General features: G+C 60.5%; 24 protein-coding genes, 1 tRNA gene, 1 other RNA gene and 1 pseudogene. 8 read left to right on the top strand and 19 right to left on the bottom strand.

What is annotated here, in order from left to right; translation table 11 throughout:
- Positions 1–12 precede the first annotated feature (12 nt).
- A complete protein-coding gene (locus ACHHRT_RS09820; protein ID WP_395499594.1) occupies positions 13–201 on the top strand; it encodes a hypothetical protein in 189 nt (62 codons plus the stop codon).
- A gap of 114 nt (positions 202–315) precedes the next feature.
- Here ACHHRT_RS09820 and ssrA read toward each other — a convergent pair.
- From ssrA to ACHHRT_RS09870, 10 genes are all read right to left on the bottom strand, one after another.
- Positions 316–678: a transfer-messenger RNA gene (ssrA, locus tag ACHHRT_RS09825) on the bottom strand.
- Between the two features lie 82 nt (positions 679–760).
- Positions 761–1,234 carry an SsrA-binding protein SmpB gene (gene smpB, locus ACHHRT_RS09830; protein ID WP_395499595.1) on the bottom strand — a complete coding sequence of 158 codons (474 nt, stop codon included), beginning with the start codon at positions 1,232–1,234 and terminating at the stop codon, positions 761–763.
- Between the two features lie 53 nt (positions 1,235–1,287).
- A complete protein-coding gene (locus ACHHRT_RS09835; protein WP_395499596.1) occupies positions 1,288–3,087 on the bottom strand; it encodes a GspE/PulE family protein in 1,800 nt (599 codons plus the stop codon).
- Between the two features lie 47 nt (positions 3,088–3,134).
- A complete protein-coding gene (locus ACHHRT_RS09840) occupies positions 3,135–7,982 on the bottom strand; it encodes a pilus assembly protein (protein ID WP_395499597.1) in 4,848 nt (1,615 codons plus the stop codon).
- Positions 7,983–8,042: 60 nt separating this feature from the next.
- Entirely contained in the window at positions 8,043–8,795 is a 753-nt protein-coding gene (locus ACHHRT_RS09845) for a PilX N-terminal domain-containing pilus assembly protein (RefSeq protein ID WP_395499598.1), read from the bottom strand.
- A gap of 6 nt (positions 8,796–8,801) precedes the next feature.
- A complete protein-coding gene (locus ACHHRT_RS09850; RefSeq protein WP_395499599.1) occupies positions 8,802–9,308 on the bottom strand; it encodes a type IV pilus modification PilV family protein in 507 nt (168 codons plus the stop codon).
- Positions 9,309–9,313: 5 nt separating this feature from the next.
- Positions 9,314–10,015, bottom strand: a complete 702-nt coding sequence (locus ACHHRT_RS09855) for a prepilin-type N-terminal cleavage/methylation domain-containing protein (protein ID WP_395499600.1) — start codon at positions 10,013–10,015, stop codon at positions 9,314–9,316.
- A 13-nt stretch (positions 10,016–10,028) separates the two neighbouring features.
- Positions 10,029–10,526 carry a GspH/FimT family pseudopilin gene (locus ACHHRT_RS09860; RefSeq protein WP_395499601.1) on the bottom strand — a complete coding sequence of 166 codons (498 nt, stop codon included), beginning with the start codon at positions 10,524–10,526 and terminating at the stop codon, positions 10,029–10,031.
- A gap of 47 nt (positions 10,527–10,573) precedes the next feature.
- Positions 10,574–11,230, bottom strand: coding sequence for a nucleotidyl transferase AbiEii/AbiGii toxin family protein (locus ACHHRT_RS09865; protein ID WP_395499602.1), 657 nt, complete (start codon positions 11,228–11,230; stop codon positions 10,574–10,576).
- Positions 11,218–11,550 carry a hypothetical protein gene (locus tag ACHHRT_RS09870; RefSeq protein WP_395499603.1) on the bottom strand — a complete coding sequence of 111 codons (333 nt, stop codon included), beginning with the start codon at positions 11,548–11,550 and terminating at the stop codon, positions 11,218–11,220. Before ACHHRT_RS09870 ends, ACHHRT_RS09865 begins: the two co-directional genes overlap by 13 nt.
- 283 nt (positions 11,551–11,833) lie before the next feature.
- Between ACHHRT_RS09870 and ACHHRT_RS09875 the strand changes: the two genes are divergently transcribed.
- The gene (locus tag ACHHRT_RS09875; RefSeq protein WP_395499604.1) at positions 11,834–12,061 is read left to right on the top strand and encodes a hypothetical protein; all 228 of its coding nucleotides are present in this window, start codon (positions 11,834–11,836) and stop codon (positions 12,059–12,061) included.
- A gap of 44 nt (positions 12,062–12,105) precedes the next feature.
- Here ACHHRT_RS09875 and ACHHRT_RS09880 read toward each other — a convergent pair whose 3' ends face one another.
- A complete protein-coding gene (locus tag ACHHRT_RS09880; RefSeq protein WP_395499605.1) occupies positions 12,106–12,366 on the bottom strand; it encodes a ComEA family DNA-binding protein in 261 nt (86 codons plus the stop codon).
- 474 nt (positions 12,367–12,840) lie between these two features.
- On the opposite strand from ACHHRT_RS09880, the pseudogene ACHHRT_RS09885 reads away from it, so the two are divergent.
- Positions 12,841–12,940: pseudogene (locus tag ACHHRT_RS09885) on the top strand (prepilin-type N-terminal cleavage/methylation domain-containing protein); the annotation flags it as partial.
- 749 nt (positions 12,941–13,689) lie between these two features.
- Here the strand turns inward: ACHHRT_RS09885 and ACHHRT_RS09890 are convergent.
- The 6 genes from ACHHRT_RS09890 to ACHHRT_RS09915 form a co-directional block, all read right to left on the bottom strand.
- Positions 13,690–13,995: a HigA family addiction module antitoxin gene (locus tag ACHHRT_RS09890; protein WP_395499606.1), complete on the bottom strand. Its 306-nt coding sequence runs from the start codon at positions 13,993–13,995 to the stop codon at positions 13,690–13,692.
- Positions 13,996–14,012: 17 nt separating this feature from the next.
- The gene (locus ACHHRT_RS09895) at positions 14,013–14,294 is read right to left on the bottom strand and encodes a type II toxin-antitoxin system RelE/ParE family toxin (RefSeq protein ID WP_395499607.1); all 282 of its coding nucleotides are present in this window, start codon (positions 14,292–14,294) and stop codon (positions 14,013–14,015) included.
- A 244-nt stretch (positions 14,295–14,538) separates the two neighbouring features.
- The gene (locus tag ACHHRT_RS09900; RefSeq protein ID WP_395499608.1) at positions 14,539–14,925 is read right to left on the bottom strand and encodes a type II toxin-antitoxin system VapC family toxin; all 387 of its coding nucleotides are present in this window, start codon (positions 14,923–14,925) and stop codon (positions 14,539–14,541) included.
- Positions 14,922–15,155, bottom strand: coding sequence for a type II toxin-antitoxin system Phd/YefM family antitoxin (locus tag ACHHRT_RS09905; protein ID WP_395499609.1), 234 nt, complete (start codon positions 15,153–15,155; stop codon positions 14,922–14,924). The genes ACHHRT_RS09900 and ACHHRT_RS09905 overlap by 4 nt, the downstream gene beginning before the upstream one ends.
- Before the next feature lie 215 nt (positions 15,156–15,370).
- Positions 15,371–16,606 carry a type II toxin-antitoxin system HipA family toxin gene (locus ACHHRT_RS09910; RefSeq protein ID WP_395499610.1) on the bottom strand — a complete coding sequence of 412 codons (1,236 nt, stop codon included), beginning with the start codon at positions 16,604–16,606 and terminating at the stop codon, positions 15,371–15,373.
- Positions 16,603–16,875 carry a helix-turn-helix domain-containing protein gene (locus tag ACHHRT_RS09915; RefSeq protein WP_395499611.1) on the bottom strand — a complete coding sequence of 91 codons (273 nt, stop codon included), beginning with the start codon at positions 16,873–16,875 and terminating at the stop codon, positions 16,603–16,605. Before ACHHRT_RS09915 ends, ACHHRT_RS09910 begins: the two co-directional genes overlap by 4 nt.
- Before the next feature lie 217 nt (positions 16,876–17,092).
- On the opposite strand from ACHHRT_RS09915, the gene ACHHRT_RS09920 reads away from it, so the two are divergent.
- The 5 genes from ACHHRT_RS09920 to ACHHRT_RS09940 all read left to right on the top strand — a co-directional run bounded on the left by ACHHRT_RS09920 (position 17,093) and on the right by ACHHRT_RS09940 (position 20,824).
- Positions 17,093–18,133: an ATP-binding protein gene (locus ACHHRT_RS09920; protein ID WP_395499612.1), complete on the top strand. Its 1,041-nt coding sequence runs from the start codon at positions 17,093–17,095 to the stop codon at positions 18,131–18,133.
- A gap of 153 nt (positions 18,134–18,286) precedes the next feature.
- Entirely contained in the window at positions 18,287–19,042 is a 756-nt protein-coding gene (locus ACHHRT_RS09925; protein WP_395499613.1) for an ABC transporter ATP-binding protein, read from the top strand.
- Positions 19,032–19,856, top strand: a complete 825-nt coding sequence (locus ACHHRT_RS09930) for a hypothetical protein (RefSeq protein ID WP_395499614.1) — start codon at positions 19,032–19,034, stop codon at positions 19,854–19,856. Before ACHHRT_RS09925 ends, ACHHRT_RS09930 begins: the two co-directional genes overlap by 11 nt.
- A complete protein-coding gene (locus ACHHRT_RS09935; RefSeq protein WP_395499615.1) occupies positions 19,853–20,665 on the top strand; it encodes a hypothetical protein in 813 nt (270 codons plus the stop codon). Before ACHHRT_RS09930 ends, ACHHRT_RS09935 begins: the two co-directional genes overlap by 4 nt.
- 82 nt (positions 20,666–20,747) lie before the next feature.
- Positions 20,748–20,824: transfer RNA gene (locus ACHHRT_RS09940), tRNA-Pro, on the top strand.
- A gap of 7 nt (positions 20,825–20,831) precedes the next feature.
- On the opposite strand, the gene ACHHRT_RS09945 is transcribed toward ACHHRT_RS09940, so the two are convergent.
- Complete coding sequence (locus ACHHRT_RS09945) at positions 20,832–22,580, bottom strand: hybrid sensor histidine kinase/response regulator (RefSeq protein ID WP_395499616.1); 1,749 nt, start codon at positions 22,578–22,580, stop codon at positions 20,832–20,834.
- On the bottom strand, positions 22,564–23,646 hold the full coding sequence (locus ACHHRT_RS09950) for an AI-2E family transporter (RefSeq protein ID WP_395499617.1): 1,083 nt from the start codon (positions 23,644–23,646) through the stop codon (positions 22,564–22,566). Before ACHHRT_RS09950 ends, ACHHRT_RS09945 begins: the two co-directional genes overlap by 17 nt.

Here is a 23,646-nt window from a genome sequence, read left to right on the forward strand (position 1 = left end):
GAGCGATCGACCATGGACATCAATGACCTGTTTGACGGAATCTTGAAGAGTATCAACCAGTTTGCCGACGAGATCGCCGAGCAGCGGTTGCAGAAAAAAATGCAGGACACCGGACGAGGTCCGGAGAATGGGAGTAAGAATGCGGAGAATTTTGAGGCGAAAGAGAAACGGGGTGTGACAAGTTTCCCGAAAAGGGAGTGATCAGGGCGGCAGCGCCGACACCCTGAAATCGGCGTAAGTCGCTGACAATACGCAGAAAAACAAAACCCGTCCACCAACCGGACGTGGTTAGTGGACGGGTTTGTCTTTTCTAAATGGTGGAGGCGCCGGGAGTTGAACCCGGGTCCGGAAATACTCCGCCGCAAGCGTCTACATGCTTAGCCCTGTGTTATTGTTTATCGTGCCGATATTCCCCCAGGACCTGAAATATTCGCCACTATCCTGCTTGAAATTCGCCGCCGGGCCACAGGCCCTCCCGGAAGACTATCCCGCTAGTCGACGCCCGTTGCTGAACCCGCGGGAGCTGTTCAGCCGGACGGCAGCGCTCGCTTTCTAGGCGGCTACTGCGTATGCATAGTCGTCTGCGACTATATTTAGTTCCACCGGTTTTACGAGGTGGATGGAAACCTCGGCATGCAACCTGTGCTTATATATCCCCGTCGAATCCGTTTCGCCCCCTTTGCTTTGATTTTTAATTTATCTGACCAACTGGTTTATAAGACACCCGCGGGAGCGATTAGTTCCCGCGATTATTCCAGGCTCAATCCCGCCGGCGGCGCATGACCCGCTCCATATCCCGGTCCGCCTCCTGTTTTTTCAGGCTTTCCCGTTTGTCATAATGCTTTTTGCCCCGGGCCAGCCCCAGGGAGAGCTTGGCCTTCCCCTTCTCGTTGAAGTAGACCTTCAGCGGCACCAGGGTGCAGCCCTGCTCCTTGACCTTGCCGATCAGTTTGCTGATCTCCTTGCGATTAAGCAGCAGTTTGCGGGGGCGCAGGGGGTCCGGCGAGTAGTGGGTGGCAAAGACATAGGGCGAAATATGGACGTTGTACAAAAAAACCTCACCCTGCCTTACCTGGGCGTAGCCGTCCTTGAGATTGGCCTTGCCGGCCCGCAGCGACTTGACCTCCGGTCCGCTCAGCACCATCCCGGCCTCCAACACCTGTTCGATGGTGTAATCGTGGTAGGCCTTTTTATTGGTGCAGACGACCTTGCCGCCGGGATCCTTCTTCTTCATGGGGCGGAGAATACCACGAAAGCCGGTGGCTGGCAATCGGTTCGGCCGGGGGGTTAAATGGTTACCCGCAGCGCCTCGTCCAGGGTGGTGACGCCGGATCGCACCTTGCTCCAGGCATCCTCCCGCAGGGAGATCATCCCCTCCCGGCGGGCCTGGGCCCGAATCTCCGCTTCCGAGGCCTGGGCGGCGATCAGGCGGCGGATCTCGTCGCTGATCACAAACACCTCGAAGATGCCGCAGCGCCCCAGGTAGCCGGTGTTGCGGCAGGCTCGGCAGCCCTTGCCCCGCTGCAGGATGATCTCGTCGCCATCCTCCTCAGTCAGCGGCAGGCCCAGGGCCAGCAGCTCGGCCGGCGCCACCGGATAGCTCTCTACGCAATGGGGGCAGATCCGGCGGACCAGGCGCTGGGCCATGATCCCCAGCAGGGTGGAGACGGCCAGAAAGGGCTGGATCCCCAGGTCCACCAGCCGGGTGATGGAGGAGACCGCGTCGTTGGTATGGAGGGTGGAGAAAACCAGGTGGCCGGTGAGGGCGGCCTGGATGGCGTTGGTGGCGGTGTCATGATCCCGGATTTCACCCACCATGATCACGTCGGGGTCCTGGCGCAGGATATTGCGCAGCACCGAGGCAAAAGTTACTCCCACCTGGGCCTGGACCGCGATCTGATTGAAATCCTCATGAACCATCTCCACCGGATCCTCGATGGTCACGATATTGATCTCCGGGTTGGAGATCTCCTTGAGGGTGGAGTAGAGGGTGGTGGATTTGCCGCTGCCGGTGGGGCCGGTGATCAGGATCATCCCGTGGGGGGCGTGGATCAACTGCTGGTAGCACTGGTAGTCCCGGTCGGAAAAGCCACTCTCCTTGAGGTTCTGGAACAAAATATCGGGATCGAGGATCCGCAGCACCGCCTTCTCGCCGAAGGCCACCGGGATGGTGGAGACCCGGATCTCGGCCTCCTTGCCGCCCCGGTCGATCTTGATCCGGCCATCCTGGGGCCGCCGTTTTTCAGCGATATTGAGCCGGGAGAGGGATTTGATCCGGGAGATCACCGCCGCGTGTACCACCTTGGGCAGCTTGTAAACGGTGTGCAGGGCGCCGTCGATCCGCAGCCGCACCAGGCTGGTGTTCCGTTTCGGTTCGATATGGATATCGCTGGCCCGCTGCTCGAAGGCATAGTTGAAGAGATGATCCACCGCCGTGGTGATATGCTGGTCGGTGGAGGCCGCCTCCTCGGAGCCGGAAACCCGGACATACTGTTCCAGGTTGCCCAGATCGACCCCGGGCCCGGCCAGGTGGTCCTCGGCGGCGGAGATGGAGGTCTGAAACCCGAAAAACTCCTGCAGCATTCTGAGGATATCGCTGCGGGTGGCCAGGTGGGGCCGCACCCTCATCTGGTTGGCCCGCTCGATCTCGGCCAGGGCGGTGCGGTTCTCCGGATCGTGGATCGCCACCTCCAGCACCCCGTTCTTCACGGCCAGCGGCAGGATCAGGTGCTTGATCGCGAAACTGCGGGGGATGGTCTTGGTGACCACCTCCAGGTCCAGCTCCAGGGGATCGAGTTTTTTGAAGGGGAGGCCGGCCTCCTCGGCCACCGCCCGGATCACCAGCTCCTCGCTCAGGGTCTCCCCGGCGGCCCCGGCGGTGACGAAATGGAAGGCGAGCAGGGCGTCGAGCAGGTCCGGGCGGTCGCTGCCGGCCGCCGCCGCCCGCCGCCGGCCGCCGCCGGCTTTGCGCAGAGCCTGGAGCTGCCCTTCGGCCCGTTCCCGCAGGGTTTGCGCCTGCTCCTTATTGAGCAGGCGGCGGCGGTAGAGCAGGTCGGCCAGGAGATTGGCGTCATGGAGATGGCTCAAACTGATATCCTGTTCCCTGTGGGGCTGGGCTCAACTAACCACTTTTTTTATGGCAAAAGGTTGCGGTAGATCTCCCGCCACCACTCCCGCCCGGTCCGGTAATCGGAAAAGGGCAGTTCCGGTTGCTCCAGGCTGATAATGGCGCCGGTACTGGTCTGGAGGAAGGCCTTGGCCCCGGTGTCGGTACCGACGTGGAGACTGGGGCTGACCGCCAGACCGGGGCCGATCCGTTGCTGGTATTCAACCTCTTCCCCCGCCACCAGTTCCCGCTTGAAGATCGGGCGGTGCCAGGCGGTGCCGGTTTGGAAATAGAGGGCGTAGAGGTCGGAGCTTCCCTCGGCGGCGCAGATATCCAGGCTGGGAAGATAAGCGGAATAGGTCAGCAGACCGCCCAGCAGGGTGGCCTGCCCCAGGTTGCGTTCGCCGGCCCGGTGGAATTTCCGGTACCAGCCGTCGGTGCCCCGGTCGGCGGGGTCGTCGGCGGCGCAGCCCTGGCCGGCGATATAATCCCGCAGCTCGCTGAAAACCGTTACCCCGGTGGGCAGACAGTTATCGATCCCGTCCAGGCATTGAAGTTCGGCCAGGTCAGCCCGCTGATCCGCCAGCACCCGGATCTGGTCAACCTGCAGCAGCCCCCGTTGGCCGGGATCGACGCTGATGCCGGGATCTTTGTTTTCCACCGTTGCCCAGCTGAAATCGTTGTCGTTGCAGTCCCAGGGTTCCTTGATTCCGTAATAGGTGTAGAGGTCATAGTCATTGTAATCATTGCGGTTGTACAGGCGGCCGGTACCGAAGTAGACCCAGTAGTTGCGGTAATCCCAGGAGATGGCCGGGGCGGCGGTAACCGGTTGGCCGACGTCGATCAGGGGCAGTGGATTATCCAGCCCCTTGCCTGCCAGTAAGCCTGGCCACTCGTGGGGCAGGGAGGGTTCCTGTGCGCCGGTGACTCCCTTTTTGTCGGTGACCAGCCGGTAAACCTTGCCCCCCCAATTGTCAAAGTCGCCGCTGACCGTGCCGAAGTAGACGACGTTGGCCAGGTAATTGAGCCCGAAATCGACGGTGACCAGGTCGGAGACAAAGGAATCATCATGGCCGGTCAGGGTGAAGCTGCCGATCTGGGGGGCCGGGTCAGGCAATGGCGGGGTCGTGGGAATTCGGAAGGCGATCCCGTCGTTGACCAGCGCCTTGAGGTCGACAACCGCCACTCGACCTTCCTGGTTGCTTTGTCCCTTGAGGGTGGTGGGGCCGCTGCCGATGACCAGGTACCATTCGGAGGTGGTATTGGTATTGTCCCCCTTAACCACCATGGGCACCATGGTGGGCACCGAGGTGCTGAAGCCCATCTCCGCCTCGCTGCCGGTGTAGGTCATCTCCCCCAGCAGCCTGGGGGGCTCTTCCGGATTGGTGATATCCAGAACGAAGTAGGCCGAAGCGAAAGTTTTACCGTTGAGGTTGACCTTTTCGCCGCCGAAGCGCATGCCGCCCACCAGGATGGTGCCCCAGCCTTCGGGGTAGTTGGGGTCGGTGGGATCGAAAATTTGTACATCGAAAATCCGGGGCACCAGGTCCACGTAATACTTGTGGCCATACTCCTCTTCGGTCAGGCACTTGAGGTGGGGCCAGAGGTTGTACGGCACATAGGCCCAGAGTTCGGCGCCCAGGGGCAGGGCGAAATCATCTTCATCCTCTTCGCAGTTGGGCGTCAGGCAGAACCGGTTCTGGTCGCCGTTGAAGAAGCCGCCGTTGACCGCGTGCAGCATGCCGTCATTACCCCCGAAATAGACCATGTGGCGGCGGTTGTTGTACTGGCGGGCAAAACCGGCGTAGGTGGAGTCGCGATACAGCATGTGGAAACCCTCCATGGGTCGGGAAACCACGGTGGGAGTTGAATGAACCACGTCTCCCAGCCGCCAGGTTTTGCCGTCATGGAGGCGGCGGCGCAAACCGCTCTGGTCCAGCCCCCTGATCCAGTTAATCACCTCCGTGGCCTCGGTTTCGCTGCTTACCCCCAGGTCCTGGTAGACGGTCGCCCCCTTGCCGGTGATCGTGCTCGCCTCGAAGGCGAGAACTTCACTGTCGTGAACGATGCCGTCGCCGGCGGAGTCGTGCCAGGTGAAGATGTAACGTTTGGCCGGGTAGGTGGCGCTTTCGTTCAAATATTGGGCTTCCGGACGATTGGTGGTGACGGCGCCGTCGGTGATGCTTTCCAGCCACTCCTTGGCGCTCCAGAGATAGCTGACCTCGGCAATGTCCTCAACCATTCCGGGGGTGCCGTCGGGGCCGATACAGGCGCCATCCTTGACGATTCCGTAGCAGGCCCGGGATGTTTCGGTGCCGGGATCGTAAAAAACGGTGATCTGGCGATCGCAAGAGCCCGCCGGTTCGCCGAGATTATCACAGGGGGGATCAAGCTTGCGATTGCCGTTGGTGTCCTCGAACAGCCGTCCGTGGGCGTCAACCAGCAGGGATTGGACCTCACCGACCCAGGTGACTTTGTTGCTGGGGTCGGCGGAATCATATTTTTCCGGCCAGAAGATGGCCTGGTAAACCGCGCCTTCACCGGAGCGGGTGGCGGAAATAACCGAGGCCGCCGAACCCGCTGCCGCTCCGGCTCGGATACTGAGAAAGGCCGCCCGCAGGGCGCCTTCCAGTTCGTTGAGGTTTTCGGCCCGGAAGAGGGTGGTGCCGCCGCTTTGGGCGGTATCTTCCAGCAGGACGTTGGGGTTGCATTTGTCCGTACCTTCGTCGCGGAATTTGCCCGCCGCCACCACGTAGGTGTTGATGGGCCGGCGTTTATCCGGCCCTGCCCCGTCGGCCATCTCGGCGGGTGTGGCATAGGCGGGATCGACCAGCAGCGGATCGGCGGAGAGGCCGTAAAGGCCGTATCTGGCCAGATCGTCCAGGTAGGTGCTGCCGTCCAGGGCCCCACAGAGACCGCTGCCCAAGTTGTAGCTGAGGGATTCGGCAAAACTGATCACATCCGGATTCTGGTCGGCGGTGGGGGCCCCGTCGGTGATCAACAGGATATTGTTCCGTTGGCACCAGGCAAGGATGGGATCTTCGGCGGTGCTGAAATCGCCGGGAGCCAGCCGCATCGATCCGTCCTGGAGATAGTAGCCGATGGCGTTATACATCGATTCGGCCAGCGGGGTCCAGGTGTCGGCGACAATGGCGTTGATGGCGTCCACCAGATCATCAGTGTGGGTTGCCCCCTTGCCGAGGGGGGTGATCACCCGGCCACCGTCGAGAATGCCGGGGTCATCACACTGGTAGGTAACATAGGGATCGGCCTGCTCACATTCGCTTTTGGCCCCATCGCGGTTGAAGGTCATGGCTCCGATTCGCAGGTCGGCGGCAAACTCCTGGAGCAGGCCGCTTGGTACTTCGCTTTGGGCGATTTTGGCGGCCATCACCAGTAATGGCTCACCCATCTGCTCCAGCACCCCGGCGTCCACCATCATGGCCGGCAGGTTCCAGAACTCGTCGGTGGCATCACCGGGGCCGGTCACCTGATCGCTGGGATCGACCACCTCCGGGATGTTCATCAGGTTACAGAAATCAAGCAAGCCCTGTTGGACGCACTGATCCCCCAGCCAGCCGACAAAGCCCAGGTCGAAGCCGCCGGTACAATCCAGAATTCGCTCCCACTCCTTATTGCAACTGTCCTGGGGGACATTATAGTTGCCGCCGCACTGGTAGACATAGCCGTCATTGACGCCGTCATTGTTGCTGCACCTGGGGTTGGCGCCCGATACCGGTTCATCGGTGCATTGCCGGTAAACACAGACTAAAGGGGTCTCTTCACTGTCGCCGGTACTCCAGCAGCGCCCCACATAGCCGCGCACCGAAAGGAGGGCCGTCGGCGGCTCACGGTAATCGCCAAAGCAGAGATAGCCACTGTGGTCGGTGGTTATCTCCCAGGGTGACATGGGAGTTTTCTCGTAAATGCTTTCGCAGTCGTTCTTGATCCGGTTGATGGAGCCGGTGGAGGTTTGCAGCCACTGGTCCAGTCCTTGTTTGGTGATATACCAGCAATCCTGCACCGAGTGGTTGAAGGTGGAGCGGGCGGCCCTTTCCGGGTCGTCGCCGCCGCCACCCGGGGTGTAACCCATGCATTCATCGATATAGCCCTTAATCGTTCCCAGTTTGGGGTCATCAGAGCGCATCTCATCAATGGCCAGCTGGCAGGCTTCGTGGTCGTAGCCGTCGGAGGTCACCGGAAAAATTTCGATCCGGGTGGCGGTGCCGGCTGCATCCATCTGTTCGGTGGGGGTGGGAGGCCGAACCGCCAGGGTCAGGAAACCGCCGGTGGTAAAGCTGGTTTTGCGGACAAAACGGCGCTCCAGGCAGCCCCGGGACTCCATCTGCAGGGTGGAGTCGATGCTGACATATTTGCCGCCGGTGAGAATCTGTTTTTCGATATCCAGCTTGGAGACGGCGGCCCAGTTGAGGAATTTGCCCTTGGTCACCAGGGCGTCGAAAACTCCGCCGGTTTCCTTCAGGCAGATATGGTTTGCCCCGGTAACGGTGGTTTTACGGTGAGTGGCGGTGCCGCAGATGGTGGTTGCCTCAAGGTCGCTTTTGCCGACGAATTTGCCCCCTTCGTAGGCGTACCAGTCCTCTTCCTCGAAATAACCGGCGTAGCTGGCCGCGGGGTCGTAGCTGTCGTCATAGCAGAGGCTGGCGTCTTCAATGTAGGCCAGATCATACATACTGGCCGAGTTGTCGATGATCAGCAGCATGTTGGGGTCCACCCCCGGGGTGAGGAAGGGGGGCACCTTGTCGGGGTTGGTGCTGTCGCAGTAGCCAGCCGCCGCCAGGCTGGGCAGCAGGCCAAACAGGGTCAGAATAAAAATGGCACAAGCCGTCTTTATGGTCCGTTGCCTGGAGATCATCTTTTTACCCTCTCTCTTTTGGGTATGGTTTGCCGAGTATGGTATGGCCTGGCAGGCCCTTTAAAGCTGGGCATCCCGGCAGTTGCCTTCCTGGCCGATGGAGTGCCGCCATCTTACCTCCAGCAGTTTTACGGCGTTCCGTGCTCCCCGCTGCTGAACGTAGAGGTCGTAAACCAGGGCGGCCCCGCCGCCGGCGGCCACCCCCTTGCCCACCCCGGCGTAGCCCGCCGCCATCTGCATGGCCCCGCCCACCGCCAGCCTGGTTTCCCCTCCCAGCATGACGCTGGTGCCCCGCCGGGGGTCGTCCCAGGGGTCACCCGGGAGCAGATCCGCCATCACGAAGTCGGCCGAGTCAGCCCAGCCGGCCCAGTCGATCCAGTCGGTCGGCTCCCATTGCTCGGGGTCGGTATCGAGAAAGTTCCGCACCCAGCCCCACCCCACCGCTGGGGGAGGCGGGTTGCTCCAGCCTGGATTGGGCGACACCGCTTGGTTCTCCCAAAAACCCCGGGCGTCGTCGAAAACCCGGATCGGGCCGATCAAGCGGTCGCCGGGGCCGGAGAAGCCGGCGCAGGCGATATTCTCTTCCAGGAGCAGGGTGGCCATCTCCAGGCCGGCATCGGCCTGGGTGAAGGCTTCGGCGTGGGCCCGCTCGGTGCCCGCGATCTGCATTTCCAGATTGGTCGAGGTGGTGGCGGAGATCCCGATCAGCACCAGGATCAGCATGATCAGCAGGGCCCCCACCAGCACGAACCCCTCTTCGGTGTTGCCGCGGCGTGGGCTGAGGTCGCCCGTTTTTTGGCAAGTTGTTTTCATGGCGACCTAAAACGGTTTCATGATGATAAAGTCCATGACGAAGTCCGTTCGTCTGGCGATGGTGGTTGCAAGATCGTCGCGCAGGACCGTTACCCGGATGGTCTTGCTGTCGGGCAGCGGGTAATCCTCCACCACGTTCCAGAAAATCGTGAAATCGACCGGTTGCTGGTCCGGTTGATGGGCCGCGGCCAGCAGCTCCGCCAGGGCGTTGGGCGTATCACCCAGCTTGGCGGTTTCGGCCGCGGCCAGATCGGCGATGTCGGAGTTCGCCTCCAGCCATGGGTGGTCGTTATAGGGGATCTGGTTGGGTATTTTTTGCGCGTTGATCAGGGCCAGCTCTTCAATGGTTGCTTCGGCCAGAGCGGCGGCGGCGCTGATCCGGTTGGCCAGGTGATTGCCCCCCAGAGCCGAGATCTGCATGGAGGCCGCGGCCAGGATCCCAACCGAGAGCAGAACCAGGGCGATCATGATTTCAATCAAGGTGAAGCCTTGTTGGGCGCGGTTGGTCTTCATGGTCATCACAGTCCCAGGTTGCGGAACATTACGGTCTGGATCAGCAGGCGGCGCCGGAAGCCGTCGTCGAAGGGGCCCCAAAAGAATTCATCCTCATCCATGGTTGGATTGGAAGCCGGGAAATAGCGTAAGTTGTCGGTATGGCTTCGGTCCTCGTTGGCGGCCCGGGCCAGCATGGAGATCGTCACCCCGCGGATGTTGCCGAAGTCGGCGGGGTCGGGATTCAATACCGTGGTCCCGTCGGCCAGCAGATAGAGAAATTCCAGCGCCACAATGTTGTCCGCCACCGGTTGAGGGACAACACCGTTACCGGTTGTCCGGCCCAGGGAGGGCGGGTTGACGTTTAACTGGTAACTGATCCTTTCGGAGGGATCGTTTTCGAAGGTATCGGTCGGGGAGATATAGGTGCCGCCACTGGCATCAAGATCCCGGGTAAATCTTAACTGATTCTCGTCAGCATCAACGATGCCGGCCCCGGACTCCCCGGTGGGGTCAAAACCGGCGCTGCGGATTTCCCGGGACAGCATATCCATGGCTACCCGGAGATTCTGCTGCATCTCCACCACCTGATCCTGGGCCAGGTAGGTGTTGTGCTGGACCCGGAAGGTGGTCATCACCGCGGCCATCACCACCCCGCCGATCAGCAGGGCGATCATCACTTCCACCAGGGTGAAGCCTTGTTGTTCCGGCCGGCTTGCGGAGTTCATGAGATTGTCTTCATTAAGGTAAGTCTTCCAGTCTGACGCCGCCGGCACTTAATAGAGTCAGCTCGTAACCCCTGGAGCCGTCCGAGGTGCGCAGGACAATTGACCTGTTGTTGACGGTGCCCGCGGGCAGGCCGCGCTCATTATAACCGGCGCGGTTGTCGGTGAAAGGAGTGTCCGTCGCGGCCAGCACGGTTTGCGGTCGCAGGGGCCAGTTGATCAGCTCTTCATCGATGGCCGGGTCGTAAACGTTGTCGTTGTCCATATCAACAAAGATGCGGTAGGAGCCGGTCGGGCCTTCGCCGAGGGTGAACTGAATCAGCACGGTGCGGTTGCGTTTCACCGCCTCCAGCCGGGCCTTTTTGAAATTACTGACCAGTTCGCGGGCCTCGGCCCGGAGACGGTAGGTGGGCAGGGAGCCGATCACCTGGGGGATGGCCGCGGCCCCCAGGATTCCCAGGATGGCCAACACCACCACCAACTCCACCAGGGTGAATCCCTTGGCGCCCAACATCCTTTTATGAAACCGCCAAATTAGCATTTTTGTTTTGTTTCGTCCCGTTATGACTGTTGTGCGGACAGGTTCAGCAGGCTTTCGGTCATCGTCTTGTAGTCACGATGCAACTCTTGCGCGAAGCCTGGATCGACCACCGGCAGCAATTCCACCAACTCCAAAGGGAAGCTTTGCAGCCGGTAACGTAATGTTTCCTGGTCAAAGGCGCATTTCCGGTCGACGGCAGCCATGATTTCCGGCCAGTCCGCCTCGGGAAGACGAAAAATCGTATAAAGGTCGAAAACATCTTTGGGGTCATCCCGCCCCAATAGCGCGCATACTTTATTGGCTCCGATGTTAACGATATTATCCAGAGCCAGACCGGCCGGGGTGCGGAGAGTGCCGCCGACCCGGTAAACCCGGTCGTTTACCAGGTCCAGCTTGAGGATTCCGGCGATCATCAGCCGGACAAAATCGCGGGAATCCACCACGATCTCCGGCGAAAGCGCGGCTTGTTCCAGGGCCTGTCTTACTATTTTGACCTCTTCCCTGAACAGGTTCGGGTCGTTGTTGAAAAGATCGATGTCGTCGGAATATCTTTTTTCCAGATAAAACCGGTGCAGACAGGTTCCGCCCGTCAAGTAGAAGCCGGTGGGCATGCCGGAAACAGCGGCAAAAACCTTGTCCTGCAAAAGGTATAGTTCCTTGTAGTCTATCGTTGCCATTGCAGCTCCGGCACCAGATCATAGCGGCCGGTCAGGTTGGCGGCCACCAACCGGATCCGTTTTTTGCCGCCGGACATCTTCAGGTACCGCTCCAGCATGGGGTGGAGCTTTTCCGGCGGGAACAGAACGGGCAAATGCCGGGAAGGTCGGCGGCTATTTTCGATGATTTTGGAGAAAATAAAACGCTCAAAGCCGGGGTCGTTCCGTTCCAGCCGGGCCAGGATCTCTTCGGGGGTGAGCAGATAGTCGCCCCAGAAGCATTCGGCCATGACCTCCCGGGCACTGGCTTGCCGCGCTTCCTGGTTTTTCCGATCATCCATGGCAAATGGCCCTCGTAACTGGTAACACGGGGTTGGACCTGAAACAAGCAGTCACGGGTTGCAAGCGCAAATCCCGGGCCAAGCCCCGGCGTGTTTTTGGTTGTCCGCAGCCCCGCCCAACTTTAAAGCAGGTGCAAAATCCGTACCTGGCCAGTGGTCGCCGCCATCCGGGTGGCCTGTGGGCCGGAAAGTCACCGGGCAAGGGGCGTTCCCGCCTAATATACCATGGCAGGCTGCCGTTGGGAGCATCTTAATTCTCCTGGTTGCCCTTTGAGCAGGTAAAGTGCTGATCCTGCTTCTTTTGCGCGAGATCATGGCTGGCAGCCGCCCTGCGGCGGTGACGGAAAAGGGCAAGCGGGGTGACCTTTTTGGGCAGCAGTCTTTTGCTGTTCCTGAGCGGGCTGGTGGTGACTTAAGGGGCGCCGGGCGATGGCCGGGCCCGCATTGGTGGACGAAGCGGTTTGCTTCAAAGCTCGCGCTTGCCTTTGGTGCCGGTGCCGTTGGTGATTAAGATCCGGGAAAACGGCGCTCCGGCAGGCTTTGGTCGAAACTGAGTTACTGGTCCGCTACGGAGAGGTCGTTGCGCAGGCCGTCCAGGGTTTTAGCGCCGATTCCCTTGACCTTGGCCAGGTCGTCAACGCTGTTGAAGGGGCCGTTGGCGGTGCGGTATTCGATGATCGCCGCCGCCTTGGCCGGGCCGATGCCGGGCAGGGCCTGGAGCTGTTCCTGGCCGGCGGTATTGATATTCAAAGCCGCCCAGGCGGTAACCGCGGAGAACAACAGGATGGTCAGGGTAAGCAGTAGGGTTTTGAGCATCTTTTCCTCCTTGTTTTACGGTGTAATGGTATAAATTTAACGACGTGATCACGCCGTATTCCCGGCTACCGATTGTTGCCGTAATGGCCTTACTTAAAGATGCTTCGACGATCTTAGCCGGAGTCAGGTTTTAACGTCAATATTTTTCTCGGCAACCCTTGGTGACAAAAAAAGGCAGTCGGTGTTGCCCTTTTTTGTCAGTCCGGGAGGGCGGTGGTTGGCGCATCGGGGGCGGGGGATAACGCTTTCTGGGCTTATTGTCTTGTAATCAAAGTAAAAAAATAAAAAACCGGTGGTTTGGCACGGCCCGTGCTTAAGCGGGTGTGCACAGCATCTAGCCCTTTGCCGGGGGCGAAACCCGGCTGGGGATATAAAAGATGAGGGGATTTCCCTAAATGGTGGCGGCAGAGGCCGGGTTGGCCTGGCCGCCGAAAAAAGAATGAAAGAATGGAGGAAAAGCCAATGTTACAGACCATGCATCAGAAAGGACAAAAGGGTTTTACCCTGGTGGAGTTGATGATCGTAGTAGCGATCATCGGCATCCTGGCGGCCATCGCCATCCCCCAGTTCGCCCAGTACCGGATCCGGGGTTTCAACTCCTCGGCCATGAGCGACCTGCGTAACCTCAACACCTCCCAGGCGGCCTTCTACACCGACTGGAACCAGTACGGCTATACGGTTAACCATGATGCTAATGGTGATCCCTCTCCGGCGTTAAACGATCGGGGAAGTGACAGCGTGGTTGCCGCAAACGCTGGCGGTGGTACTAACCCGGCTGGTGTTTTGTGGAGCGGTGAGATGGGCACCTTTACATCTGCGATCGGCGCATTCATCAGGATGGATCAAAGGTCGCAGGGCATCGTGATGGGCAGCAATGTCCAGATTTTTGCCCATACTTCCGAGGGCACTAATGCCGGTGAGGGTGTTACTTTCATTGCGGCGGCAAAACACTATCAAGGCGATTCCGTTTACGCGATCGACGCCGACTCTTCAGCCATGTACCGCGACGATGACACTCTGGATCCCGGCGAGCACCTCGACCCGACGATGGTGCCCGGCGCTGCAGCAATTGACACCGATAACAATCTTGATGGTCATGGCAAATTTGTGGCTCTCTAAAGGGCCAAATGGGGCCAAAAGAGGAGAAGGGAAATGGAGGGAAATGGGGTCAGACACCATTTCCCCCATTTTCCCTCGACTAAAATAAGCACTGCTTAATCTCGCCCCCGGTTGGTCAACCAATCGGGGGCGCGCTTTTTTTTGGGCCAATTGGGGTCACCAATTTCGTTCACGCCCCCCAATTTACGCCTCTGCCCTCCCCCGTCAGGCGGCCTTGGCCAACGGCTGAACTTCTTGCCTGATCCGCTTGCCGTCTTCCAACTCAGCCCGTTTCAAGTCGAAAGAAGTTTGCAGGTTCAGCCAGAACTGGGCGGTGGTGCCGAAATAACGGGCCAGGCGAATGGCGGTGTCGGGGGTAATGGCCCGGCGCTCCCTCACGATGTCATTGATCCGGGGGGCGTTGATGCGCAAAGCCGTTGCCAGGGCACTGGCGCTGAGTCCCAAGGGAACCATGAACTCTTCCCGCAGAATTTCGCCGGGATGAATCGGCCGCATTTTGTTGGTAGCCATTATTTTTTCCTCTTGTTTCAATGGTAATCGGTGATTTCTACCAGTTCCGGTCCGGCCGGAGTCCAGACAAAGCATATCCGCCATTGCCGGTTGATCCGGATGCTGTGCTGGCCGTTACGATCGCCGCCGAGGGCCTCAAGCCGGTTTCCGGGCGGCGAGGCCAGGTCTCGAAGCTCAACAGCATCGTCCAGCATCTGCAACTTGCGTTGGGCTACGGACTCGAAACCGCGAAACTGCTTCGGTCTTTTGCCCTCATATAGAGCTTCAGTATTTTTGCAGGCAAAGGAACGGATGCTCATGGCAGCATGATATAACGTTACGCGTTAAACAGCAAACGTTTTGTTGCCCATGTTTTTGGTGTGAAATGGGGTCACCCATTGAGGAAAATGGGGTCACCATTTCCCCACCATTTGATCCCGATTGAAATAATCACTGCTTAATCTCGCCCCCGGTTGGTTGACCAGCCGGGGGCGAAGTTATTGGTGGTAACCATTTTGCCGGCGGGCATTCGGGGTCAGCGCCGCATCCGGTCAGGGAGACGATTTACCAAAAAGTTTCGATCTCAAAGAGGGCGAAGGCCGGGTCTCGAGTAACCAGCGGGAGGGATTCAATTTCACTTTGGGCGGCCAGCATGCGGTCGAAGGGGTCGCGGTGGGCCAGGTCGTAGCCCCCGGCAAGCAAACTGTGCAAATAGTTCACCGGCAAATGGATGAAACCGTCGGCGGCCGTTAGCTCTCCGAAGCGATCGGCCGGTTCCGGCAGTTCCGCAAGTTTGCCGAGCCGCTGCTTGGTGGCGATTTCCCACGCACTGGCGGCACTGACAAAAATCTCATTGCCCTGATCCATGATAGCTGTCCGGGCCACCGGCGAGAGCCGGGGATCATCGGTGAACCACCACAACAGGGTGTGGGTATCCAGTAACAGTTTCATTTTCCCTCCCAGGCAGCCAGTTCCGCATCGGGCAAAGGCTCGAAAAAAGCCGCGCCGACCCTGCCTTTCAGGCGCCCGGGGCGCCGTTTACCCGAGTCGGGTGCCAATGGAACCAGGCGAGCATAGGGTTTGCCCGACTTGGCCAGAATAATCTCCTGGCCGGCATGGGCCTTTTCCAGCAACCGGGAAAAATGGGTTTTCGCCTCATGAACATTGACCATGGTTGCCATAGTGAACCCCTTTACGGAATTTTTTTAAAAGTGGACCAAGTTTCATGACTAAGTCTAGCGGGATGCAGAGCCATGATCAAGAAAAAAGTGAAAAATGAAGAGTGAAAAATGGGGTCAGACTCCTTTTACGAGGCGGCGGCCGATGATGGGCCGCCGCCCCTCTTCGTTTGTCCTTTTTGTTCTACATTCATCCGCCCTAAAGCCCGGGGTGGATATCAACTTTGGGCAAAACCCAAGGCTGCCGCAATTCGTTCCCGCCCGGCTCGACTCACGCCGGCCCGGTCGGCATGGGCATGCCAGCCTGCGACCGCCTCGCGAACCTGTTCCCTGATGTCTGCGGCTTCTTTCTCATCCAGTCCGGCCTCATCTGCCAGTTTCCGCATCTGCTCCCGGCCGGGATTGCGCCCTTCGCCGGCCAGGGTCATGGTATGTTCGCCGCCGGCACCGGCAGCGAACACCAGATCGTAAGCCGGTGTCAGTTGCCACTCGGCACTGGTGTCATCCATGATGAAAGCGAAGTTTTTCACGTGATCGTCCCGGTTGTGGGCCAACACGTTGAAGACCATCCGGCGGAAAGCTTGGGCAACCTGGCGGTGATCACGGGTCAGCAGCGACGTGGCCTTGAGCAGATCGCGGTAGTCCACGGAAGGAATCCTGAAGTTGGCCTGGATCAGGTTACCGAAAGTATGCACGTGAAAGCGGCGATTAAGGTGGCGATCAAATCGCAGGCAACCGAAAAAGCGATCGCCCTCGCGGGTGACAAAAAGGCGCGTTGGGGGCAAGTCGATGCCGGCGGCGGCGGCCATGAGGGAGTAGGCGTATTCGATTGCTCCGGCATCGGTGTCACCGTAACGGGCCGCAAACTTGATGATCCAGGGCTCAAACCCCGCGGGCAATTGATCGTTGTCCCCGGCGATGATTTGGTCGCGCGCAGGATCAAAACCGACCAGAACTTTAGGCCGCGCCCCGCCGGGTGAGCCGCCGGCCCGCAGAAGTTGCGGGAGCACCTCCACCGTTTCGCCATGCAGCACATCCTCGGCATGGCGGGCCAGCCGGTGAAGATCGAAAGTTTCCGGCGCAACTTCAGGCTGTAATGCAGACGGATGGTAGGTCAAGGCGCCCATGGTGCGGGTGCCCAACCAGGCCAGCCGATCCAGTGCGCTGAAGCTGTCCGGGTTCATGCCGGAAGCCCGGAAGTGGCGATCCATCAGCAACAGCCCCCAGCCATCGGGCAAGGAGTCATCAAACAGGCCCGGCAGGGGGCCGAAACGAAAGTCTGTATGCTCGAACAGGCCGGTGGCAAAAGGGAGCCGGAAGGGGGAAAGATTCAGGCCGGTGGCCAAAAACTCCGGAGCATATTCAAAATAAACCCGGTTACGCGCTTCGGCCAGGAAGCCGACCACCGACTCATCCCCGATGGTGCGGGTAAAGCGGACTTCAAGTTTTTTCACACCCGGCCTCTTTTGGGCAAAGGTTTTGCGGCCCGGCGTTCAAGTTCGGCGATCCCGGCAGCCGGCGGCAACTGCAGAATTTCCGCAAAATCATTAAGACGCCCCAAGGCATGGGCAACCCTGAGCACCAGGTCAAAAGAGGCCTTGCCCCGGGTTTCAAAACGTTTGAGCGAGGCGGCGGAAACTCCAGCCCGCAAAGCCAGGGTTTCCCTGGTCCAGCCTTTAAATAACCGCAGTTCCCGCAAACGCCGGGCCAACGATAAACCCATTTCCCGGGGGGTGGTTAATGTAAGAAGTTTCGGCTCCATTTTTTTTGATTGTACCGAACAAGATAAAAATAGGCAATATTTTAACTATAACACCACAAACAGATCATTTATAGGCAACATATTACCCGCTGTCTTTGTGGTCGTTGGGGGGCACCTCCAGCAGGGGGCAAATCTTTATCCGTGACACCACCCGCCTGCCCCCCTGTCGCGGAGAATCTTGCCCGTCGGCAAAACCACCTTGGCCAAGGATATTTTGCGGGATCAGTCCGGTTATCTGAACTGGGATATCGCCGAAGATCGGGAGAGAATTCTGCGCCGGGAATTGCCTCCGGCTCCGTTGCTGGTTTTTGACGAAATTCACAAGTATCGCAATTGGCGAAACTATCTTAAGGGTTTATATGACCGGTCTCCCCGTGATTCGCAAATTCTGGTAACCGGCAGCGCCCGCCTCGATTATTACCGGCACGGCGGGGATTCCCTGCAGGGACGCTACCACTATCTGCGCCTTTTTCCTTTATCCTGCGCGGAACTGGGCATAACCACCACCGCGGATATGCAGGAGCTTTTGCATCTCGGCGGTTTTCCGGAGCCTTTTTTTGCCTCTTCCGAGGTGGAATCCCGCCGCTGGTCGCGGGAGTACCGGCGCCGCCTCATCGAAGAAGATCTGGCCTCCCTGGAAAGGGTGCATGACCTGGGAACCCTGGAACTGCTGCTGCTGCGGCTGCCGGATCTGGTGGGCTCCCCCCTTTCCATCAACGCCCAGCGGGAGGATCTGCAGGCAGCCCACAAAACCGTGGCCAACTGGTTGCGGATTCTGGAGCGCCTCTACGCGATTTTCCGACTTTCCCCCTTCGGAGCGCCCCGGATCAGGGCCGTAAAAAAAGAGCAGAAACACTACCACTTTGACTGGACCCTGGTTAAAGAGCCGGGAGCCCGATTTGAAAACATGGTCGCCCTCCATCTTCTCAAATGGACCGCCTTTAGAGAGGATACCTTGGGCCTGGATGTCGAATTGCGTTATTTCCGGGATATCGACGGTCGGGAGGTGGATTTCGTGCTTCTGGAAGATGGAAAGCCGACTACCCTGGTGGAATGCAAAACCGGCGGCGGTCCGCCCGGCAAGGGCCTGAAATATCTCCGGGCCAGGTTCCCCCATTGCCGGGCGCTGCAAATCAGCGCCGCCGACGACCGCGATTTCGTGACGCCGGAAGGGATCAGGGTCATGCCGGCCCCGGCTTTTCTGGCCGAACTGGTCTGAGCGGGGAGCCGCCGGTTTTTCTTTGTTCAGAGGAGGCTTGTCTTTTTGCGCAGGCCGGTTCCGACCACTACCCGATTGACGGAGTGGTTCGCGGCCACTATATTGAGCCGACACCATGAAAAAACTCCACCCATAGCGGGAGCCGCCTGAACCATGATTATATTCAGCGATATTGTCAAAACCTATGCCAAGGAGCTGGGCCAGCGGGCCAAACGGGCCCTGAGCGGGGTTTCCTTTTCCCTGGCCCCCGGGGAAACCCTGGGGCTGGTGGGGGCCAACGGGGCGGGTAAAAGTACCTGCATCAAGCTGCTGCTCGATTTTATCCGGCCGGATCTGGGCGCCATAACCCTGCTGGGCTCCACCCCCAAGGATCCGGCGGTGCGGCTGCGGATCGGCTACCTGCCCGAGACCGCCAATTTCCCCGCCAACCTCACCGTCCTCGATATGCTGCGCTTCACCGGGGCCACCTGCCGGCTTTCCGCCGATCAAACCCGGGAGGGCGGTGAAAAATGGCTGCGGCGGCTGGGCCTCTGGGCCGACCGCAAACGGCCCCTGCGCGATTTTTCCAAGGGGATGCAGCAGCGGGCCAACTTCGCCATCGCCCTGCTCAGCGAGCCGGAACTGCTGATTCTGGACGAGCCGATGAGCGGCCTGGACCCCATCGGCCGGGCCGATATGCTGGCCCTGATTGGCGAACTCAAGGCCCAGGGCCGCTCCATCCTCTTCTGCTCCCACATTCTGGAGGATGTGGACCGGCTGGCCGACCGGGTGCTGGTACTGCATCAAAGCCGCAAGCTGTTTGAGGGCACCCCCCGGGAGCTGGCCCAAAGACGGCAGTGCGCAGGCTTTACCGAGGCTTATCTCAATCTGGTGCAAGGTCAGGAAGGAGTGGCGAGCCATGGGGCATAAACTGAAGCGGATCATGGCGGTGGCCCGCCTGGTGACCCTGGACGGCCTGCGCCGGCACGCCCTGCTCGGCCTGGTCGCCCTGGCGGTGGCCGCCCAGTTGGGGGCCCTGTTCTTTATCGATTTTATCCCCCGGGATATCGGCCGGGCCTCGGCCGACTTTATCCTCTCCACGACCTGGCTGGCCGGGTTCATCTTTCTCTTTTTCCATGGGGTTCAGGTGATCGCCCTGGACGAGGAGAAGAGAGTGATCTACTCCCTGCTGGCCCGGCCAATCTCCCGGGGCGAGTACGTTCTGGGGGTCTTCGTCGGCCTGGCCTTGCTGCTGTTGCTGCTCAACCTGCTGCTGGGCAGCCTGGGTTTTGGGGCTCTGTTGCTGATCAAGGGGATGGTTCAGGAGGTCTATTTTGCCCACTTGGGCGGTTTGGCCTACCTGCTGGCCTGGCTGGGGCTCTATGTCACCCAGTTGTTGCTGCTGGCGGTGATTATGCTCTTTTCCGGCCTGGTGCGCGGCGGTTTTCCGGTGCTGCTGGTTTCCCTGGCCTATTACGCGATCTGCTCCGGCTTGCCGGTGGTACGGGAGGCGGTTTCCCAGCGGGCGGCCGAGGAAAGCGGGGGGGGGCTTGCCCTCTTGCTCAAGGGGCTGACCGCCCTGTTTCCCGATTTTTCCCGCCTCGATTTTAAGGACGCGATCACCGTTGCCGACTTCGGGACGGGGGCCGGGCCGCTGCTGATCGGTTTCGGCCTGACGGCGGCCTATGTGGCCCTGGCCCTGTGGTTGGCCTGCCTGCTCTATCAACGGCGGGATCTGCAATGATGGCCAGGGTCGCCCTCTTTGCCGGGCTGCTCCTCTTTTATCTTTTCACCTTCTGGCAGCAGGAGAAGGGGGTAGCCGCCACGCCGCCGTCACCGACCCACCCCGCTCCGCCCCTGATCCAGGAGATCGCTTTAGGCTATCTCAAGCAGTTGGGCGGCGAGATTCAATTTATCAAGACCGCGGTTTTTGTCGGGGGCGGGATCACCATGCGTGACCGGCTGGAGTACGCCCCCCCCCTGGCCGCCCGTTTGACCGCCGCCGCCCATCTCCATCCCCGCTTCATCGACACCTACTACCTGGCCCAGGCGGTCTTGCCCTATATTCACGATGAGTATGCCGAACTGGCCAACGATATCCATCGGCGGGGGATGGCCGTCCTGCCCGACAACTTCGTGCTCCCCTTTTTCGTCGGCTTCAACCATTTTTACCACCTGAAGGACCCCGGCCAGGGGGCCGGCTATCTCCATCAGGCGGGGCAGAAGCCCGGGGCGCCGGTCTGGTTCGGCCATCTGGCCGCCACTTTGGCCGGGGAGGGGGGCGATATTTACGGCGGTCTGTTCTGGCTGCGGGCCATGCTGGCCGCCGAAGAGGATGAGCTGATGCAGGAGCGTTATCGTCACAGCATCAGCATGTTCGAGCGGGCGGTAACGGTGCAGGAAGCGGTGCTGGCCTACAAGGCCGAGCGGGCCGAATACCCCTCGACCCTGACGGAGCTGGCGCCGGACTATCTGCCGGCCTTGCCGGAGTTCGACCCCCCCTTTGAGTTGAGCTGGCAGCCCCCGGAGTTGCGCCTGCTGCGGGTCCGCTGATTGGCCCCCGCCCCCGGGTCCCGGCGCCTTTTCCCTTGACCCTGGCTGGTTCGGATGCTATTTAGAGCGATTACTGTGCCGTCGGGGCGTGGCGCAGCCTGGTAGCGCGCCTGCCTTGGGAGCAGGAGGCCGGAGGTTCGAATCCTCTCGCCCCGACCATTTTTTTCTATTCGTGCAGGACCTTGTCGACGGTTCCGGCGATCTGCTGGAGGGTTACCGGCTTCATCAGAAAGGCGCTGATTCCCAGTTCCCGGCTCTTCTCCTGGTCGATCAACTCACTGAAACCGGTGCAGATAATCACCCGCAGGGCGGGAGAGACCGCCATGGCCCGGGTGGCCAGCTCGGCCCCGGTCAGGTGGGGCATGGTCATGTCGGTGATCAGCAGGTCGATGCCGCCGGGCTGCTCCCGGATCAGGGCCAAGGCCTCCCGGGGATCGTTGAAGGAATCCACCCGATAGCCGAGATGGGTCAGCATATGGCGCAGCATCTCGGCGATGATCTTGTCGTCATCCACCACCAGGATCCGCTCCCGGCCTCCCGGCAGGGGGGCTTCCTGGTTCTCCTCCTCACCTTTGCTCCCCTCCTCGGCGGTCAGTTCGGGCAGATAGACCTGGACGGTGGTGCCCTGGCCGATCTTGCTTTGGGCCGTGATCTTGCCCCCCAACTGCCGGACGATGCCGTGGACCACCGCCATGCCCAGGCCGGTGCCCTGGCTGGGTGATTTGGTGGTGTAATAGGGTTCGAACATCCGCTCCATGGTCTCCTGGTCCATGCCGCAACCGGTGTCGCTGACCGCCAGGCGCAGATAGGAGCCGGGTTCCAGCTCGTCTCCGATTCGGTGGGCGTCCTCCTCCCCCAGAACCAGACTGTTAAGCTCCACCGTCAGCACCCCGCTGCCGTCCCGCATGGCGTGGTAGGCGTTGGTGCAGAGATTCATGATCACCTGGTGCAACTGGCCGGGGTCGGCCAGCACCGGCCCGCAATCCGGGGCGATCCGCTGGCGAATCTCGATGGTGGTGGGCAGGGTGGAGCGCATCAGTTTCAAGGCTTCCTTGATGATCGGCTCCAGGCGCAGCGGCCTTGACTCGCCGTCGCTTTTGCGGCTGAAGGTCAGGATCTGCCGCACCAGCCCCCGGGCCCGGCCCGCGGCCCGGATCACCTGGCGCAGATCGGCAATGGCCGGCGAGCCGGGGGGCAGTTTCTCCAGGGCCATTTCGGTAAAGCCGGTGATCGGGGCCAGAATGTTGTTGAAATCGTGGGCGATCCCCCCGGCCAGGGTACCGATGGCCTCCATCTTCTGGGACTGGCGCAGCCGGCTCTCCAGCAGGAGCTGCTCGCTGATATCCTTGGCGATATGGACAAACCCGGTCAACCGGCCCTGCCGGTCGGTGAGGGGGGCGCAGGAGATGGAGAAAAAGCGCTCGCCGTGCCGAACGGTGGTGTTGACTTTTGCCCCCAGGCCGGGCTGCCCCTGGTGGGGGCAATCGGGGCAGGGCACCGGAGAGTCGCGGAACAACTGGTGGCAGTACTTGCCCCTGATCTCTTCCGGTCCGGTCCCGCTGAACCGGCTGGCGGCCATGTTGGCCCGGATCACCCGCATCTCCCGATCGAAAATGGTGATGACGTCGTCGATGGCGTCGAAGGTCCGCTCCCACTCATCCCGGGCGGCCCGCAGGGCCTGTTGGTGGTCGGCCTGTTCTGCGAGGTGCCGACGGCCGCTGCGGTAAAGCAGGCCGATGGCCGCCAGCCCCACCAGGCCGGCCACCGCGAAGGTCGCCAGGGTTTCAGCCGGGGTCCGTTGGGCGGCCAGGGCCCAGGCCGCGCCGCCGGCCACCAGCAGCAGCCAGCCCAGCACGGCGGCCAGGGTGTGGCGGGTCAGCCGCCGGTGGAAAACGGGGTCAGTGGAAGTTGACATTTTTCACGTAACGGTCGTAGCTGCTCTGGTAGATCTCCGCCAGGGTGAGAAAGGCGGTGATGATCAGCGGCCCGTAGATAATCCCGAGAAAGCCGAAGGCGCTCAAGCCCCCGATAATGCTCAGGAAAACCAGCAGAGTATGCATCTTGACCCGGCTGCCCACCAGTTTGGGTTTGAGAAAATATTCGATGGTGATGGTGATGATTCCATAGAGGGTCAGGAGGATGAATGCCTCAACCAGGCCACCCTTGAACCCGAGAAACAGGGCGGCGGGCACCAGGATCAGGCCGATGCCGAAGATGGGCAGAAAGGCCAGTACCGCCATGATCGACCCCCAAAGGACCGGCGGCCCCAGGGAGAAAACTACGAAGATGACCCCCCCCAGCACCCCCTGGATCAGGGCGCAGATTCCGTTGCCGATCAGCACCGCGCCGGTGATCTCGTCGAACTTGGCGAACAGCCGCCGCTCCTGGTCGTCGGGCAGGGGGGAGAGCCGCAGGATATAGTTCAGCAGCCGGTCATGCTCGATCAGCAGGAAGAAGATGGTCAGGATCATCAGGAAAAAGCTGAAGACAAACATCATGATGTTGGCGGCCCAACTGCTGGCCTGATTGTAAAGGAACAGCCCCACCACCCGGGCCAACTCGGCCAGGGTCCGACTGATGTTGTCCGGCTCCAGGGAAAAACCGAGCAGGGCGGCGGTCTCCTGGAGCCGCACGAAAAGGGGGCTTTCCTGGAAGGCCCGAAGCTTGAGGCCGAGATTGGCCCCGGCTCCCCGCCCCCACTCGTAGAGGTTCTGGGCCTCCTGGGCCAGGGCGAAGACAAAGAAAACCAGGGGGATAAAGACCAGCAGCACCACCAGGGTGCAGGTGAGCAGGGAGGCGAAAAAGTCCGGCAGCTTGCGGTTGAGCAGGTTGTAGATCGGGCGAAAGACGCTGGTCAGCAGATAGGAGAGAATCAGGATGGAGAGAAAGGGCCAGAGCAGGCGTCCCACCAGCAGGATGGAGATCAGAAAAAGGATCAGAAAGTAGCGCATCACCATGGGGGATGGCGGGTTTTCTTGCAC

This window comes from Desulfurivibrio modestus (genome assembly GCF_044068625.1).
In the GTDB taxonomy this organism is placed as follows: domain Bacteria; phylum Desulfobacterota; class Desulfobulbia; order Desulfobulbales; family Desulfurivibrionaceae; genus Desulfurivibrio.